Here is a 16,520-nt window from a genome sequence, read left to right on the forward strand (position 1 = left end):
TGATGAACCGCCTGCTTATTCTGGGAATTCCTTATCAAGCGCGGCTGGATCGTCTAGCGCTTCGCGGATCAGCACAAATTCAACCGGGAACGGAAAGGTTGCGATTTTAACGCCCAGATTTCCGTCCGGTCTTAGGGTCAGTTTTGCATCCCCGTTCAATTCGCAAACGTTTGTCATTGGCGGAGATCCGCCAAATACCGTCAATCGGAAGCGGTGCGCCAAGGTCTGCAGCATAACGGCCGGGAAGGGTTGCTCCTAAGGAAATGATCCAAGGTTTGTCGCTATTCAGCTCCCCGCCGGTTGCCGTTGGATCGAGCAATTGTGCGATGTTGTTCTTGGCAATCATCAGCGCGACTTTTTGCGCAGACGCTGCGCTTGGCATAGCGATCCCAAAAGCCAATAGCGCCAGCAAAATTCGCAAGATCACAATCAAAGCCATCCCCCTCAGTGTGAAGATAGACTTTGTAATGATTGCGTCTAGCAGAAAAGCGTGCGGGCAGGGCTTCTAGGCAGGGCTTCTAGGCAGGGCTACTGCTCAAGGATCATTTTTTAACTGGGGGCGTTCCGCGCAGGCGTGAGCGGTGTGTGGACAGGTCCAGCACTTCGCCGGGCCCCGTGTCCTCATTTTGCAAAAGCCCAAGCCGACGCGCTACTTCGCGGTAGGCCTCTTCCTCGCCGCCCAAATCGCGGCGGAAACGGTCCTTGTCGAGCTTCTCTCCGCTTTCCATGTCCCATAAGCGGCAGCCATCTGGGCTGATCTCATCGGCAAGGATCACGCGGCTGAAATCGCCATCGAACAGGCGGCCGAACTCAAGCTTGAAATCTACAAGGCGAATGTCGATCGCAGCGAACATGCCGCACAGAAAATCGTTAATCCGGATCGCCATCGAAGAAATGTCCTGCATCTCTTCCTGGCTCGCCCAATTAAAGCAGGCGATATGTTCTTCAGCGATAAGCGGATCGCCAAGCGAATCGTCTTTGTAGTAATATTCGATGAGTGTGTGCGGCAGCGGTTCGCCTTCTTCGAGGCCAAGACGTTTACAGATTGAGCCTGCAGCGACATTGCGTAGAACCACTTCGATCGGGATGATCTCAACCTGACGCACCAATTGTTCGCGCATATTGAGGCGGCGGATGAAGTGCGTAGGGATGCCGATATGCGACAACCGGGTGAACACATGCTCGCTGATCCGGTTGTTGATCACACCCTTGCCGTTGATCGTGCCCTTTTTCTCTGCGTTAAAAGCGGTCGCGTCATCCTTGAAATATTGGATGAGCGTACCTGGCTCAGGGCCTTCATAGAGGACCTTGGCTTTGCCTTCGTAAATCTTGGAGCGGCGGGACATACTTTGTGAGTTCCCTTCTTTCAGCGTGGTGCCCGGGGGCGGAATCGAACCACCGACACGCGGATTTTCAATCCGCTGCTCTACCCCTGAGCTACCCGGGCATTCGCTGCATCGTGCGAGGCTGCAAAAACCGGCCTAGCGAGCAAATGAAGCGGCGCTATGGCGTGGCTTGGTCAACTTGGCAAGAGGGAAATGGGTGGATTTCCCTTTTGCGCGACTATTCTTGTGCTTCCCATTCGCTGCGCGCGATTTGTTCGGGGTCCACGGGCTCGCCGGGCACAGTGTATCCATCGCCAAACCACTGGGCCAAATCGCGGTCTTTACATCGCTGTGAGCAAAATGGCGTGAAGTCGTCTTGGCGAGGTTTCTTGCAAATGGGGCAGGATTTGCTGGTGGTCATGCTTGCATTATCTGAGCGCTCGGCGCTTCGAGTGCAAGGGCAGGATTGGTCTCTATCCGCACCTGCCGTCCGGTGCGCTTGGACAGCTCTTCGACCCACTCGGGCTTGAGCTTGGCTTTGAGGGCAGGGTGGACGGTGAGGAGGAGGACAGGCCCGGTTCCCTCGGTCCGCTCTGCCACCCGCACCGCATACCGCGCGCACATCCCCGTGCGAGAAGTTGCAAAGCGGTGGAGGAGGGAGGGGCCTTCCAATCGCGCCACAATTTGCACAAAGCCAAAGCCGTTCATCGCGGTTCGTTCATGGGGCCATTCTAAGAGTGCTTTGGCCAAAGCTTCATCCACCGCACGCCGGTCAGCCTTGGCTTCGAGTGTAGGGAAGTCGATGCCGATATTCCCGCCCAGATCAAACCAAATCAACGCCTTGGCAATGGCAGGCACTGCGGCAAGGGCAAGCTCGCGCGGTGGCAGATTGCCGTCGATGTCGATTACGGTCATGCCGGGCGTAACAGCGCACAAAATCTCGCCGCCGGAAAAAGCGATGCTGCCGGAAGATGCCGCGTGCCAGACTTCTTCCCATTGTCCGGTGTCGAATGCACGCATGGGCTTGCTTGTCGGCGCGCCGGTTTCCTGAGTTGCATCACCGTTTATCCAGCGGGCTTGCGCAAGCTTTAACCGGCCTCGTTCGGCAATTGGGCTGCGCGTAATGCGCACTTTGCCCGAGAGCCCTTCGGTGGCTGCGCGTGGAAGGTGATCAACCAATGCCTCTTGTCCGCCAGAGAGCGTGACCTTCCCGCGGTTTTTGCCAGAGGCTTTAGAGGTTAGCTTCGCATCATGAATTGACCCGGCGGTGAGCTCTCCGGGCCATCTCAGGCGCGCGGCAAGGACATGGTCGCCCTCGAACAATACCTCGCGTGTCTCGCCGATGCCCTGTTCGGTGACCCATTCAGTCAAGAGCGAACCCCGCCGCTTTCAAAAGCGCGCGCGTTTCATACAGTGGCAGGCCCATGACGCCCGAATGAGAGCCCTTCATCCATTGGATAAGAGCTTCGGCCTGTCCTTGGATTGCGTATCCGCCCGCTTTGCCGCGCCATTCATCGCTGGCGATATAGGCGTCGATTTCTTGGGCGGAGAGGTTTTTAAACCGCACCACATTTTCATTAAGGCGCTCGCGGCATGTGCCATCAGGCGCGCGTAAGACCACGCTAGTCAACACCGCATGGCGGCGCCCGGACAAAAGCTTCAAGCAATCGCGCGCTTCGCCTTCTTCTTCGGTTTTAGGCAAAATCCGTCTGCCAGCCGCAACCACAGTGTCGCCCGCCAGCACATAACCCTCTGCCGAAACTGCCAGAGCCTTTTCGCGGCCCATGCGCAGTGCATAGTCGCGAGGACGCTCATCTTTCAGAGGGGTTTCATCAATATCGGCTGGCGTCACGGCGTCAGGTGTCAAAGCCAGGCGCGCTAACAGGTCTCGCCGCCGGGGCGATGCCGAAGCCAATGTCAGATGGGGAGAGCCCATGGTGGGCCCGAAACCTTATTGCGGGCCGGGACCGCCGCGGCCCGGCATAAAGCGATAGGTGATACGTGCCTTAGTGAGGTCGTAGGGCGTTAGCTCGCAGAGCACTTCGTCGCCAACCAGCACGCGGATGCGGTTCTTGCGCATCTTGCCAGCGGTGTGACCCAGCACTTCATGGCCGTTTTCAAGCTCTACCCGGAACATCGCGTTAGGCAGCAGCTCGACGACGCGCCCGCGCATTTCGAGTAGTTCTTCTTTGGCCATGGGTTTCCTATGTCTCGTTTCTTGTGTGCGGTGAACCGAACTCAAAATGGTCGCCGCACACTGTTTATCGTCATTTGCGGGCCATTTAGCGATGCTGAGAACAAAAGGGAAGCCTCGTGCGTTATTGACTGTAATTGAGCAGGATTGAACGCCGCGTGGATACCACCGCCGCGAGGGTTCGTTCCAGCTGATGCAAATTGATACAAAGCGCCATCTTGTTTGGCGTTCACAAAAGCTCAAAAGGGCACGAATGAACCTCTCCAAATTTTCTCGCACCTCACTCTTTGTGGGCGCCTCCGCTTGCGCGCTAATTCCTCAACTTGCACATGCACAAAATGACGAGGCGGCTTTATCACAAGCTGTCAGTTCGGCTGCGGGCGACGAGGAAGAAGAGATTGGCGCAGGTGGCATCGTCGTTCGCGGTGAACGGCTTCGTGGACAACTCGACGTAGAACAAGCCCCCTTGCTTGAGCTTGGTGAAGAAGAAATCGCTGCCGAGGGCGTTGCCTCAATTGCCGATCTTGTAACGCAAGTCAGCGCACAAACCGGTTCTTCGCGTGGGCGGGGTAGTGGTGGCCGGCCAGTTATCCTTGTGAATGGTATTCGCCCCGGATCCTTTAGAGAGCTTTTCCAATACCCGCCGGAAGCCTTGGAAAAGCTTGAGGTTTTCCCCGAAGAGGTGGCTCAACGTTTTGGTTTTCCGCCTGACCGCCGGGTCATCAATCTCATTCTTAAAGACAATTACCGCAATGCTGAGGTGGAGTTCGAATTTGAAGGTCCGTCGCGCGGCGGCAATTACACGCGTGAACAAGAGCTCGGTTTCCTGCAAATCACCAATGGCGCTCGACTGAATGTGAATTTTGAGGCGAATGACACGTCGCTTCTGACTGAGGATGAGCGCGATATTATTCAGACAACTGGATCGGCGTCCGATATTGCGGGTGATCCAGACCCAGCGCCTTTCCGTTCGCTGATCTCCGACAGCCGCACTCTTGAGGGCAATGTTAGTTGGGCGAAAGCCTTTCTGGAGAGCGGGACCGCGGTTTCGGCCAATGTGTTTTATGAGCGCAGCGATGCGCGTGTGCTGCAAGGGTTAAACACGGTTCTGCTCACCGATGCGACGGGAAACAGCGTTCTTAGAACCTTTGGCGAGGAGACGCCGATCCAGCAGACAGTGGCAACAGACAGTTTCGCCGCCTCCGGGTCAATCAATACGCCTGTAAACGCGTTTCGCTTGACTACAACATTCGACGCTAATCTGGCTGAGAGCGAAACCCGCTTTGATCAATTGTTTGATACAAGCGAGTTGGAGGAGGCTGCGGAGTTGGGGCTGATCGCGCTGGACAGCGCTCTGCCCACTAGCGTCCAAACGGGTTTTGACGTCGCTGACCGGCGCACGATCGACTTAGGTTCGCTCACGACACTGCGCGGACCGTTGACCTACCTGCCGGGCGGCGAGTTGATTGCAACCTTTGATTTGGGACTCGATTGGGACCGCATCGAAAGCTCTGACACGCGCAGCGATACGGCAGCGCAGCTCACCCGTAGGCGCATTTCGACAGGCGCCAATTTGAACATCCCGATCACAAGCCGCCGCGAAGGTTTTGCAGACGCCTTGGGCAGCTTCACTCTCAATTTGCAAGCGGGGTTTGAGGACCTTTCTGATTTTGGGCTGCTCGGCGACTATACAGCTGGATTGACATGGGCCCCGTTTGATAATCTCGACCTCACTGCGACTTACATCTACCGCGAAGTCGCTCCGACGCTGAGCGCGCTCGGCGATCCTCAAGTGGTCAATTTCAACCTTCCAGTGTTCGACTTCACGAATGGTGAAACGGCGCTGGTCGATGAGACAACGGGCGGGAATCCCGACCTTGTGGCGGAGACGCAACGCGACTGGAAGTTCGCCGCCAATTGGGAGTTGCCCTTCTGGTCAGGCGCGCGTTTCCAGGTGGAGTACATCCGCAATCGATCTGATGATGTGGTGAGCAGTTTCCCGCAGGTGACGCCAGAGATCGAAGCGGCCTTTCCAGACAGAATAACCCGCGACGCTGGAGGCACTTTGATTGCGCTTGACAGTCGGCAGGTCACTTTCGCCGAAACGCGAGCAGATAGGCTCAACTTCAGCCTGAATTTGCGCGGTAGAATTGGAGGTGGTCAGGGTGCCAATCGGCGTGACAATCAACGTACCAATCAAAGGGGCGCGCGGCCGGGAGCTGGGTTAGGTGGTCCTCCTGCAACTGCTGTATCTGCGAGCCAGCCAGCAGCTGGCGCAGGGCAAAGAGAAGGTCGGCGCGCAGCTTTCATGCAAATCAGACAGCGTATTTGCGCTGATGATGGTCTCGAGGTCCTTACCCGTTTAGCCACAGCGATCGCAAATGGCGAAGATGCCTCAGAGATCATCCCCGGAGCAGGTTCTCCGCGCTTGATGCGTATGGTCGAAGGCATGAAGGGCGAGGACGGCCAGATTGATCCTGCGCGTCTTGCAGAAATGCGGACCCGTATTTGCAACATGGACCCCGCTGCCGCGCGCGGTCCATCTTCCGGCCCTCCCGGCGCGTCGCCCGGAGGAGGACCCTCTGGTGCGCCAGGTGGTCCGCCGGCAGGACCGATGGGCGAAGGCTTTACCGCGTTCCGGGATTTGGTTTGCGCCGAAGATGGGGAGGCTCAATTGCGGGCCCTTGTTGCGCGGATTGAACGGGGTGAAGATGTCTCGGACACGATTCCGGGTTTTGATCACAATATGGCAAGTTTCATGATTGATCGGATTCGTGATGAGGACGGGCAGCTTTCATCAGAACGTATTGCGGGTTTGCGCATGCGCCTGTGTAATTCTGATGGCGACAACTCGCCGGGTCCAGCTAGCGGCGGTGCGCCGCGTGGTGCTCCCGCAAGCGGTTTCAACCCACTCACACGCCGCAATTCCGGAGGGTTCCGCTACTTCTTCTCGTTCAACCATACAATTGAGCTCGACAACGAAATCCTGATCGCTCCCGACCTCGCACCCCTGGATCAGCTCGATGGGCAATCAACCAATGCCTTTGGCTTTCCTAGCAACACCACTCGTCTTGAGGCGGGTCTGTTTGGCAATGGTGTAGGAATACGGCTTTCCGGAAGATACACGGGCTCGACGCGGCTTGATGGCTCAGGCGCTACAGGCAGCAGCACGGTCTTCTTCGATGACCTGGCGACCTTCGATTTGCGGTTGTTCGCAAATATCGATCAGCTAACCGGCAGCGACAGCGCGATCTTGAAGAATGTCCGCGTTTCTTTGCGCGCCGATAACGTGTTCGACGCTCAGCTGAAGGTTGTGGATGAGAACGGGGATACACCGCTTAACTTCCAACCGTTTCTCATTGATCCGGTTGGCCGCTTTATCGGGATCGACATCCGCAAATTGTTCTGAAGACCCGGCGGTTAAAGACCTGGTATTCCCCAGCTTTCATCAAGTTTTGGGAACATCCACCTTTGGTAAGTCGGTGCCTTAAACGGCGCCCATTCACCTTCTGGTTGAGCCAGACGATCGGCGATTGTGATCATCACACTTGGATTGACGCCAAGCCCGAGGTGACTTGCGAAAACCCGGATGTTCTCCGTTGGCGCACCGCTGGCCTTGTCCGGGTCTTGCACGCTGCCGCGCCAATGCACGACGCCGTCTGTTTTGGTCATAACTGAAGTTGTAGGCACAGGCGGCGCAATATCGAGCCCGCGGAATTGGCCGTCACGGATTTCTTCGGGTTCATCGCCATTGAAGAACTCAAACAGGCGCGATGCATTGGTGTGGGCACGGTCATCGGTAATGGGGCTGCCAAGGCTCATCACAAGGCGAATTTTTTCAGGCCGCAATTTGGCAAGTTCGCGGGCCAATACTCCGCCTAGACTCCAGCCAATGAGAGATATCTTGCGGCCGCTTTCTTCAAAAAGCCGATCAATTTGATCTTCCAACTTTTTGACTAGCTCTTCGTTCACGCGAACATTGCGTCCCGAATCCCAACCATGTGCATCATAGCCAAGGCTTTTCAAAAGCCCGCGCATGGGCGCAGTCGAACTGTTGGTAGCCATAAATCCAGGCAGAACCATCACCGAATGCCCATCGCCTTTTGGCAAAGTCGAGAGGTAAGCTCTTGAGGCGTAAAAGGCGCCAAATTCGAACACCGCGCGCCCTTCGGAAAGGGCCAAAAACGGGTTGGGTGCGCGGGGCGTTTGTACCGGCACGTCGCTCGGTGATTTCGCATCATCGACGACAATGCTGCCTGGCAAAGGTGGCAGATCGCGGAAAGTGGGTAAGCTGGCCATTATTTGCTCTCCTCAGCAATGCGAGCCGCCGAAGCGGTCGATGGCTTGCGTTTGGCCGGAGTTCCCTTTCTGGCCGCCGCTTTAGTGGTTGTTTTTGTTGATTTAGGCGCCGCAGCCTTGCGGGTCGGCGATTTTCTGGTCGCTGCTTTCTTCGCTGCCGGCTTATCGACTGGTTTCTTCGCAGCCGGTTTCTTAGGCGCAGTTTTGCGGGTTGCAGCCTTCTTGGCAACCGGTTTCTTGGCCGAAACCGGTGTCTTCTCCCCAGCTGTCTGAGTCGCCTTGGCAGCGGCCAACATCTCGTCGAAGCTATCCTTGAGGCACTGCGAATAAAATTCAGGGTCGGGCATGATGTCCCGGCATGCAGTGAAGCTGATATAAGCCTCATCGCGGTACGATTGGACCACGTGAGCAAGACCCAGGCCGTCAGTAAGGCAGATCAGTGATAGCGCCATGCTCTCCAGACGTGCGCCGGCCGAGTAAATCGGAATTGGCGGGCCGGGGACATTGGTCACTACCGTGTTGAACGGCATGGCAAGGCTATGTGCGATGCTAACCCTGTTAAACAACTGCGCGCCCAAAGCCATGTAAAGCAGCGGGTTCACCTTTGACACCTCGGTCATGGTGCGCGCGCCAATGGCATTTGTCATCGCTTTGGAATTGCTGGTGCGGCCAAAGACGAATGCGAGCCGCTCTGCTGGATCTGTAATATGCGAGCCTAAAGGCGCAATCATGGCGGATACCTGATTGCCCATATCGCTCTTTTCGCCGTCTGAACGCACCGATATAGGAGCCATCGCCGTCATGGTCGATTTAGGCAGATCATTCTTCGCAGTCAGATATTTGTTCAACGCGCCGCCAATGACCGCGAGCGCCACGTCGTTTACTTTGACTTTTACGGCCGGTGTAAGCGAGCGAATTGCCTTCATATCAGCGAGCGGAAAGCGTTGACCTTCGACGACGCGGTGCGGCGAAATGGTCTTGTTGAAACGGGTGCGCGGGGGCACGTAATCGCTCGTCAATTTGAAATCGCGGGCAATTAACCCTTTGATTGCATTGGCAACGCCCGGCACTGCTTGGGCTGCGACCTTCACTTGTTTCAACGGATTGATCAGGCCGTTGATATAGGATTTGCCAAGAAGCTCTGCTGGGCTCGGGATCCTCTCAGGCTTCCAAGTATCGGGCTTGTTAGGCGGAGGCGTATGGGGGTCAAGAGTGTTGAGCGCTTCCATCAGATCGATCCCGCTCATCCCGTCGATTGCGGCATGGTGAACCTTGGTCACAAAGGCAAAACAGCCCGGCGGGTACCCCGGAATATTGTCGAGCCCTTCCACCACAGTGAATTCCCAAGGTGGGCGATTGAGGTCTAGCGGGCGTGCATGGATGCGCGCGGTTTGAATGCAAAGCTGGCGCCAATCGCCCGGCTTTGGCAACGCAACGTGGCGCAGGTGATATTCCAGATCGAAATCGGGGTCCTCGACCCAATAAGGGTAATCGAGGTCAAATGGCACGCGCACCAACCTTTGGCGCATTGTCTTGGAGAGCTGCATCCGGCTACGGAAAAATTCGAGAATGTCCTTGAACCGGACAAATCCACCGGGCGCAGTTTCAGGATTGTAGATCAGCAAACTGCCAATATGCATCGGGGAATTGGGCGATTCCATCGCCACAAATGATGAATCCATACCCTGCAGTTGCTGCAAACGGCCTCTCCTAACGTGCTCGATCTCAGTGATCTCTTGAATGCTATTATTTACGAGGGGTAAGCACAATTCACAGGTGACACAAGCTCACGCCCACGTCAGGCCCTTACGTTACGGCCCAATGCTAGGCGGGGTTCATTGCATCTCCGCACGCGACTCCGCTCGCCCATGCCCATTGGAAATTGTAGCCGCCAAGCCAGCCCGTCACGTCCACCGCCTCGCCAATGGCGTAAAGGCCGGGAACTGTCTTGGATTGCATGGTTTTGCTGGAAAGTTCGTTTGTCGAGATGCCGCCGATGGTGACCTCGGCTTTAGCGAAACCTTCGGACCCGCTGGGCGTGAAGCGCCAATTGGCAAGCCTCTCGCTAGCGCCCCTCAAGACCTTATCTGAGACATTGCCGAGCTCGGTATCTATCCCCAGTTTCTCAGCGAGCGCGTCCGCGAGCCGGTCCGGCAGTTGCTCGCGCAGCGCCGATTTGAGTCCAGCACGCGGGCGGCCGCGTTTAAGTTCAAGCAGCCAATTTGCCTCGACATGGGGCAAGAAGGCGATCCCTACCTCTTCGCCCGGCCGCCAATAGGACGAGATTTGCAGAATGGCGGGACCGGAAAGCCCTTTGTGGGTGAAGAGTGCAGCTTCTTCAAAATTGGATTTCCGCTTCTTGCTACCCGCACTCGCCCGGACGGGGGCCGATACCCCGGAAAGCTCGCGGAACAGTACGTCCTCGCCGCCAAGGGTGAGCGGGACAAGTGCAGGACGCGGTTCGACCACTTGCAGGCCAAACTGGCGCGCCAGATCATAAGCAAATCCTGTTGCGCCCATTTTAGGGATTGAGGGCCCGCCGGTCGCAATCACCAATTGCGGTGCGGCGAAGGTTTCCCCGCTGGCGGAAACGGCGAATGTGTCACCATCTTTCGCCACTGCACCGATGTAAGCATCACAAAGCACCTCCACACTCGGCCCACATTCGTTGAGCAGCATCTCGACGATCTGGCCTGCTGACCCATCGCAAAATAGCTGTCCCAGCGTCTTTTCGTGCCATGCAATGCCGTGCTTATCGACCAGCTCGATAAAATCGCGCGGAGTGTAGCGAGAAAGTGCGGACTTGGCGAAATGCGGATTTTCGGAAAGGTAATTTGCAGGCCCTGCATCCATATTGGTGAAATTGCAGCGGCCCCCGCCGGAAATCAGGATTTTCTTGCCGGGCTTCTCTGCTTTTTCAAGCACCACGACGCGGAGGCCCCGTTTGCTCGCTTGCGCTGCACACATCAGGCCCGCAGCGCCGCCGCCAAGGATTATCGCGTCATAATGCTTCATTTTGTGGCCGATAGTGGGTTGCCCATGCATTGCCAATGGGTAGCCGCGCACCCTATCTAACGCTCATGTCCAGCGCGCCAAGAAAAGATGGAGTGGGAAGTCCTCAAAACCCCGACGGTGCCGAGCGCTTCAATGAGGCTCAGGCGGCCTCCACAGTCGCGCGCGCTCAGCCCAATTTGGAGTTGGGCGTTGCAGCCATTCGTGAGGTGGTGGAGACGCTCAAACCCATCCCCGGGGTCTACCGGATGTGTGACGCAAGGGGCGATGTTCTGTACGTGGGCAAAGCGCGCTCGTTGAAGGCGCGGGTGGTCAATTATACGCAGGTCAATCAGTTGACGAACCGATTGCAGCGCATGGTCTCCCAGTGCCGCAGTATGGAGATTGTGACCACCAATTCCGAAGCCGAGGCGCTGCTTCTCGAAGCGCAGCTCATTAAGAGATACCGCCCGCCTTTCAATGTGTTGCTGCGTGATGATAAGAGCTTTCCTTTCATCCTGCTGCGCGCTGATCATGAATTCCCGCGCATCCACAAACATCGCGGGGCAAGGCGAGCCAAGGGCAATTATTATGGCCCCTTTGCCAGCGCTGGCAACGTCAACACCACGCTTAATGCGCTGGAGAAACTCTTCCTCCTAAGGTCTTGCACGGACAGCTTTTTCAACAATCGCGACCGGCCTTGCTTGCTTTTTCAGATCAAGCGATGTTCAGCGCCGTGTGTGGGCCGGATTAGCGAGCCCGATTACGCCGCCCTCGTTGCGCAAGCGAAGGATTTCCTCGCGGGCAAGTCGGGCAAGGTGCAGGCCGATCTGGAAAAACAGATGGCGAAGGCTGCCGAAGATCTCGATTTTGAAACCGCCGCGATTTTGCGCGACCGATTGCGCGCGGCGACCTTTATCCAAGGGTCGCAAGCTATCAACGCCAAGAATGTGGGCGATGCCGATGTCTTTGCGATTGCGGCCAAAGGCGGGCAAATGTGTGTGCAAGCCTTCTTCATCCGGGGCGGGCAAAACTGGGGGCACAGGGCCTTCTTCCCCTCCCACATCAAAGACGTCGAAGAGGCTCAGGTCCTCGCCAACGTCATGCTGCAATTTTATGAGGAAGTGCCGCCGCCGCCCACTGTTTTGACCGACCGTGAACTGCCTGAAAGCGAATTGATCGAAGCCGCTTTGTCAGAGCTGGCTGAAAAGAAAGTCGTGATCTCCATTCCCCAACGCGGAGACCGGCGCAAACTTATGGCGCAGGCGGAACGCAATGCGGTTGAGGCGCTGGATCGAAGGCTTGCCGAAAGCGGAACCAAAGCGAAAGTGCAGCGCGAGCTGGCTGAATTCCTTGAGCTGGGCGAACCACCGCAGCGGATCGAGGTGTACGACAACAGCCACATCCAAGGGGCAAAGGCCGTGGGTGCGATGGTCGTTGCCAGCCCCGAAGGTTTTGAAAAGTCGCAATATCGCAAATTCAACATCAAGTCCGCGCAGACCAATGATGACTTTGCGATGATGCGCGAGGTGATGGAACGCCGCTTTACTAGAGCGATGAAAGACGACCCCGACCGTGAGCGGGCAGGCGTGTGGCCGGACCTTGTGCTGGTCGATGGCGGAAAAGGCCAGCTGTCGTCCGTTATGGAAGTGCTGGGTGAGCTTGGCATTGAAGACTTGCCCGTTATCGGCATCGCCAAAGGCCCCCATCACGGACGCGAAGGGCGCGAAATTTTCCATTTCCCCGGTGGGCGCGAAAAGATGCTGCCGACCAATTCGCCAGTCCTGTACTATGCGCAAAACCTTCGCGATGAGGTCCACCGCTATGTGATTGGCGCGCACCGGGCGAAGCGCTCCAAAGCGATCACGGCCAGCCCGCTCGACGAGATTCCGGGCATTGGTCCAACTCGCAAACGGGCACTGCTTTTGCACTTTGGCACGGCCAGTAAGGTGCGCGCCGCTGCGTTAGAAGACTTAAGGCGCGCGCCGGGTGTCAGCGATGCCGTCGCGCGAAAGATATATGATTTCTACCACGCGAGTGGGTAGGCTGTGAACAATGCAACTACCCCAAGCCAAAGCATCGCCCAATTTCGTCGCAGGTCTCACCGGCTATATCCGCACCAATTGGAGCACGGACCCGCTCAGCTATGGCTCTTATTCCTACGTCGCCAAAGGCACGAGCCCCGAAGAGTATCATGCTCTTGCACAGCCGATTGACGAGAAGGTCTTTTTCGCAGGCGAGGCCACTCACCCAAGCTTCAACAGCACGGTTCATGCAGCTTATGAGACTGGTCTTTCTGTTGCCGAGCAAGTGCTCGAAACGAATGCGAGCACCATTGCGGTGATCGGTGCGGGTATGAGCGGACTAACGGCTGCTAAACTGCTTGCGGAAGCAGGCAAATCGGTCACCGTGTTTGAGGCTCGCGATCGAATAGGTGGGCGAGTTTGGACCAACCGCGCGTTTGATGTCCCTCTCGACCTCGGCGCCAGCTGGATCCACGGGATCAATGGCAACCCGCTTACCGAACTTTCGGATGACCTGGAACTGGTAAGACTTCCTACGACTGACAGCTCTGTTGTGCGCGGCCAGAACGGCCGCAAAACGGGCTTCTTCTCCACCACATGCACGCTGCTTCAAGAAATCGAAGTGCAGACGGCTTTGGGAGCTCACCAGGACCTGCTCGATCCAAAAGTGATCGGGCGCGGCGATGGTTATGGTGGACATGACGTCATTTTCAGGGACGGATACAGCGCGATCTTTGCGGCGGCTGAAGGTGATTACGAGCTGGAACTTTCCGTGAAGGTCGCCAGCATTGATAGCCGCACGCAAGAAGTCGAGCTCGGCTTTGAGGTCGGCAATGGCCGCACATTCGATGCTGTGATTGTCACCGTCCCCTTGGGTGTGCTGAAGAGAGATGCGATTGCCTTTGATCCGCCGCTACCCAAGGCCAAGCGGACCGCGATTGAGCGCATCGGAATGGGCGTGCTGGACAAGCTCTATTTGCGCTTTGATCAGGCGTTTTGGGACAATAAACCATGGATAATGACCCCGCGTTGCGATCTGCCTTTTGGACAGTTCACACAGTGGATGAACCTGAAGAAGTATCTGGGCGAGCCCATACTCTGCGCCTTCAATGGCGGGTCAGCGGCCCTTGACCTCGCGGACAAGAGCGATGAGCAGGTGGTGGAAATCGCGCTCGAGACGCTGCGGGCAGCCTATTCGGCCTAAGCTGCATTCATCTCGAAGCGCGATAATCCTATTGGGGGCTTACCCGTCGGTGTTCGCTACCATGTCTTGTTGCAAGGTCCGCCCTGCCAGCAGGTAGTGCAGTGCAGCCCAAGCGTAACCGCAAGAAGCGATCACAATTGACCATTGCAGTCCCCTCGCATTGGCATCGGCACATGCGGTAAGGTTTGCGGCATCGCTGCCAGCGAGCGCTGCTTTAACCTCGGGGGCCATGGCGATCAGCGGCTTGCATGCCTCAAGGGTCAAACCAAGGGAATAGCCATCAAGGAAGACGGAGTTGAGGTAGGTCGAAAGGCCCCCGATCACCAAAGGACCAAGGCCATATCCCAGAAGGTTCACGACGAACAATGTGATAGCGACTGAGGTCGCGCGCATGCGGCTGTCCACTACGGCGCCGGAAACGGCATACATTGGCCCGAGATAGAAATAGTGGATCATCGCTGCGATCATCAATGAAGGCATAGCGAACCACAGATTGTTCGAGATAAAGCCGAACGCATAAAGCGGAACCGATGCCGCCATACCAATCGCAGGAAGCCAGGAGAGCGCATTGGGATAACGTTTGGACATACGATCAGCGAGCCAACCAGAGGCAAAAACCCCTATTCCGGCCATCAGACCCAATATGACTCCAAACAAGATCGAGGCTTGTTGAATGGTCAAGCCATGGGTCCGGATCAGGAATGAGGTGGTGAATTGGTTGACGCCGTAGCCGACGAATGAAGCCAGCATCGCGCCAAAGACGACATGGCGATAGGCAGGCTTTTTCATAAGCACTTTGAGCGCTTCGCCAAAGCTGACTTTTTCAAGGCCTTGAAGGGCGGCAGGGTCGGTGTAACCGCGCGGTGGTTCTTTGATCGAACGCCACACCAGCAGGCCAAGAAGTATACCGGGTAGGCCGACGAGAACAAAGGCGATGCGCCAGCCTTCAACCTGTGACCAGTCTAGATCGCCGAACAATGACCCAAGTCCTATTGAGCTGACCCAAGCGCCAAACGCCGCGCCATCTATCCCGGCAAGCTGGCCGCCGAAGACCGAAGCAAGCATGCCGCCCAATGGCACACCAAGGGCATAGGTCGACACCGCTGTCGCACGGCGCGAGGGATGGAAATAGTCTGCGATCAATGACTGCGCAGGGGGCGTGCATCCAGCCTCACCAATGCTTACGCCTACGCGGAACAAGAACAACATCAAAAAGCTTGCTGCAAATCCGCACAGCGCCGTGAATAGGCTCCAGATAATCACAGCACCTGCGATGATCAGGACGCGGTTATACCGTTCAGCCGCCCGTGCGATTGGAATGCCAAGGAAGGTGTAAAGCACCGCGAATGCGGGGCCGCCAAGCAGGCCCATCTGCCAATCTTCAAGCCCAAAGGAGAGCTTGATTGGTTCGGTCAGGATGTTGACGATGGTGCGATCAATAAAATTGAAGACGTACACCGTCAGCAATGCGCCGAGCACGTAAGCGCGGTAGCCGGGAGTTCCAAATCCAGTGTTCGGGGTACTTGCTGGGAAAGCAGGCTCAGTTGCCGCTGCGGCCTGAACCGCGGAGTCTTGTGTCAAATCTGTCTCTCCCAAAGCGTTCGATGTGAACGCCAGTCTCTCTTGGGTGCAGCTTTGACCAAATCCCTGCAGAGGTAAAGCACAATGGACCAAGGGCGTCGTTTTCGCCCAATAAAAAGGCCCGGACCGCTGGAAGCGCGGGCCGGGCCTTTTGAAGCTTTATGTGCCGATGGGCTTATTTCGGATAAACCCAAGCGCTGCCACGAGCGAGGTTTTCGCTTGCGAAGGCAAAATTGAGTTTCCCGTCAACCACTGCATCAAGATAGGCAGGGCGCGCATTGCGGTGGTCGATGTAATAGGCGTGCTCCCATACATCGATGGTGAGAAGCGGGTTGAAGCCGCTGTCTGCAAGGGTGTCGCCATCGTGAGTTTCTTCGATAGACAGCGTGCCGTCTTTTTCCGCGAGCCATACCCAGCCGCTGGCAAAGTGGCCTGCGCCTCGGGCCTTTAGCTGAGCTTTAAGCTCATCCATTGAGCCAAAGGCAGCGTTGATTTTTGCCGCAAGATCAGCCGATGGCGCCGTTTCGGAGGCTGCCATTGAGTGCCAATAGAACGCGTGGTTCCATGTTTGTGCGGCATTGTTGAACAGGCCAGCGTTCGAACCGCGTGCATCGGCAACAACCGTTTCAAGAGCGGCATCGTCATGCGCGGTGCCTGCAATCGCTGCGTTCATTTTATCGACATATGCCTTGTGGTGTTTGCCGTGGTGGAAAGACAGAGTCTCTGCCGATACTGCCGGTGCAAGCGCGTCGTCAGCATAGGGAAGGTCGATAAGGTCAAAAGCCATGTTAGAAAGTCTCCTGCGTTGGAATTGGTTGTTCCATTAGCGAATGCGTAGGAGCAGGGAAAGTTGCAATTCATTGTTTCAAGTCGAGACAGCTGTCCGGTTCCTTGTGCAATAA

Annotated in this window: 14 protein-coding genes and 1 tRNA gene; 3 read left to right on the forward strand and 12 right to left on the reverse strand. The window is 56.6% G+C overall.

From position 1 onward, the window contains the following. Nucleotides 1–106: 106 nt before the first annotated feature. The 7 genes from ABJ205_RS05235 to infA all read right to left on the reverse strand — a co-directional run bounded on the left by ABJ205_RS05235 (nt 107) and on the right by infA (nt 3,522). A complete protein-coding gene (locus ABJ205_RS05235) occupies nt 107–439 on the reverse strand; it encodes a hypothetical protein (protein ID WP_348158800.1) in 333 nt (110 codons plus the stop codon). A gap of 103 nt (nt 440–542) precedes the next feature. Further along, on the reverse strand, nt 543–1,346 hold the full coding sequence (gene purC / locus ABJ205_RS05240) for a phosphoribosylaminoimidazolesuccinocarboxamide synthase (RefSeq protein WP_348158798.1): 804 nt from the start codon (nt 1,344–1,346) through the stop codon (nt 543–545). Nucleotides 1,347–1,372: 26 nt separating this feature from the next. Further along, nucleotides 1,373–1,447: transfer RNA gene (locus tag ABJ205_RS05245), tRNA-Phe, on the reverse strand. A gap of 116 nt (nt 1,448–1,563) precedes the next feature. Next, nucleotides 1,564–1,746: a DNA gyrase inhibitor YacG gene (gene yacG, locus ABJ205_RS05250; protein ID WP_348158796.1), complete on the reverse strand. Its 183-nt coding sequence runs from the start codon at nt 1,744–1,746 to the stop codon at nt 1,564–1,566. Continuing rightward, on the reverse strand, nt 1,743–2,696 hold the full coding sequence (locus ABJ205_RS05255; RefSeq protein WP_348158794.1) for a ribonuclease: 954 nt from the start codon (nt 2,694–2,696) through the stop codon (nt 1,743–1,745). The genes yacG and ABJ205_RS05255 overlap by 4 nt, the downstream gene beginning before the upstream one ends. After that, on the reverse strand, nt 2,689–3,261 hold the full coding sequence (locus tag ABJ205_RS05260; protein ID WP_348158792.1) for a Maf family nucleotide pyrophosphatase: 573 nt from the start codon (nt 3,259–3,261) through the stop codon (nt 2,689–2,691). The genes ABJ205_RS05255 and ABJ205_RS05260 overlap by 8 nt, the downstream gene beginning before the upstream one ends. A gap of 15 nt (nt 3,262–3,276) precedes the next feature. Next, nucleotides 3,277–3,522 carry a translation initiation factor IF-1 gene (infA, locus tag ABJ205_RS05265; RefSeq protein WP_007163491.1) on the reverse strand — a complete coding sequence of 82 codons (246 nt, stop codon included), beginning with the start codon at nt 3,520–3,522 and terminating at the stop codon, nt 3,277–3,279. A gap of 250 nt (nt 3,523–3,772) precedes the next feature. Here infA and ABJ205_RS05270 point away from each other — a divergent pair, with 250 nt between their 5' ends. After that, nucleotides 3,773–6,928 (forward strand): hypothetical protein, encoded by a 3,156-nt coding sequence (locus ABJ205_RS05270; RefSeq protein WP_348158789.1) that lies wholly within the window; start codon nt 3,773–3,775, stop codon nt 6,926–6,928. A gap of 11 nt (nt 6,929–6,939) precedes the next feature. Here ABJ205_RS05270 and ABJ205_RS05275 read toward each other — a convergent pair whose 3' ends face one another. The 3 genes from ABJ205_RS05275 to ABJ205_RS05285 form a co-directional block, all read right to left on the reverse strand. Further along, nucleotides 6,940–7,818, reverse strand: coding sequence for an alpha/beta hydrolase (locus ABJ205_RS05275; protein ID WP_348158787.1), 879 nt, complete (start codon nt 7,816–7,818; stop codon nt 6,940–6,942). Further along, complete coding sequence (locus ABJ205_RS05280; protein ID WP_348158786.1) at nt 7,818–9,500, reverse strand: wax ester/triacylglycerol synthase family O-acyltransferase; 1,683 nt, start codon at nt 9,498–9,500, stop codon at nt 7,818–7,820. The genes ABJ205_RS05275 and ABJ205_RS05280 overlap by 1 nt, the downstream gene beginning before the upstream one ends. Nucleotides 9,501–9,642: 142 nt before the next feature. Next, nucleotides 9,643–10,833 (reverse strand): NAD(P)/FAD-dependent oxidoreductase, encoded by a 1,191-nt coding sequence (locus ABJ205_RS05285; RefSeq protein WP_348158784.1) that lies wholly within the window; start codon nt 10,831–10,833, stop codon nt 9,643–9,645. A gap of 65 nt (nt 10,834–10,898) precedes the next feature. On the opposite strand from ABJ205_RS05285, the gene uvrC reads away from it, so the two are divergent. Both uvrC and ABJ205_RS05295 read left to right on the forward strand, forming a co-directional pair. Beyond that, on the forward strand, nt 10,899–12,854 hold the full coding sequence (gene uvrC, locus ABJ205_RS05290; RefSeq protein ID WP_348158892.1) for an excinuclease ABC subunit UvrC: 1,956 nt from the start codon (nt 10,899–10,901) through the stop codon (nt 12,852–12,854). 10 nt (nt 12,855–12,864) lie between these two features. After that, nucleotides 12,865–14,037, forward strand: a complete 1,173-nt coding sequence (locus tag ABJ205_RS05295) for an FAD-dependent oxidoreductase (RefSeq protein WP_348158782.1) — start codon at nt 12,865–12,867, stop codon at nt 14,035–14,037. Nucleotides 14,038–14,076: 39 nt separating this feature from the next. On the opposite strand, the gene ABJ205_RS05300 is transcribed toward ABJ205_RS05295, so the two are convergent. Next, complete coding sequence (locus ABJ205_RS05300; protein ID WP_348158780.1) at nt 14,077–15,618, reverse strand: MFS transporter; 1,542 nt, start codon at nt 15,616–15,618, stop codon at nt 14,077–14,079. 175 nt (nt 15,619–15,793) lie between these two features. Next, nucleotides 15,794–16,405, reverse strand: a complete 612-nt coding sequence (locus tag ABJ205_RS05305) for a superoxide dismutase (protein WP_348158778.1) — start codon at nt 16,403–16,405, stop codon at nt 15,794–15,796. Nucleotides 16,406–16,520: the final 115 nt, after the last annotated feature.

It is taken from the genome of Erythrobacter sp. (assembly GCF_039988855.1).
GTDB lineage: Bacteria > Pseudomonadota > Alphaproteobacteria > Sphingomonadales > Sphingomonadaceae > Erythrobacter.

Bases quoted from the DNA above. Each gene is read 5' to 3' on its own strand.
- ABJ205_RS05235 (WP_348158800.1), bottom strand. From the start codon at position 439: ATGGCTTTGATTGTGATCTTGCGAATTTTGCTGGCGCTATTGGCTTTT.
- purC (WP_348158798.1), bottom strand. From the start codon at position 1,346: ATGTCCCGCCGCTCCAAGATTTACGAAGGCAAAGCCAAGGTCCTCTAT.
- yacG (WP_348158796.1), bottom strand. From the start codon at position 1,746: ATGACCACCAGCAAATCCTGCCCCATTTGCAAGAAACCTCGCCAAGAC.
- ABJ205_RS05260 (WP_348158792.1), bottom strand. From the start codon at position 3,261: ATGGGCTCTCCCCATCTGACATTGGCTTCGGCATCGCCCCGGCGGCGA.
- infA (WP_007163491.1), bottom strand. From the start codon at position 3,522: ATGGCCAAAGAAGAACTACTCGAAATGCGCGGGCGCGTCGTCGAGCTG.
- ABJ205_RS05270 (WP_348158789.1), top strand. From the start codon at position 3,773: ATGAACCTCTCCAAATTTTCTCGCACCTCACTCTTTGTGGGCGCCTCC.
- ABJ205_RS05275 (WP_348158787.1), bottom strand. From the start codon at position 7,818: ATGGCCAGCTTACCCACTTTCCGCGATCTGCCACCTTTGCCAGGCAGC.
- ABJ205_RS05280 (WP_348158786.1), bottom strand. From the start codon at position 9,500: ATGGATTCATCATTTGTGGCGATGGAATCGCCCAATTCCCCGATGCAT.
- ABJ205_RS05285 (WP_348158784.1), bottom strand. From the start codon at position 10,833: ATGAAGCATTATGACGCGATAATCCTTGGCGGCGGCGCTGCGGGCCTG.
- uvrC (WP_348158892.1), top strand. From the start codon at position 10,899: ATGTCCAGCGCGCCAAGAAAAGATGGAGTGGGAAGTCCTCAAAACCCC.
- ABJ205_RS05295 (WP_348158782.1), top strand. From the start codon at position 12,865: ATGCAACTACCCCAAGCCAAAGCATCGCCCAATTTCGTCGCAGGTCTC.
- ABJ205_RS05305 (WP_348158778.1), bottom strand. From the start codon at position 16,405: ATGGCTTTTGACCTTATCGACCTTCCCTATGCTGACGACGCGCTTGCA.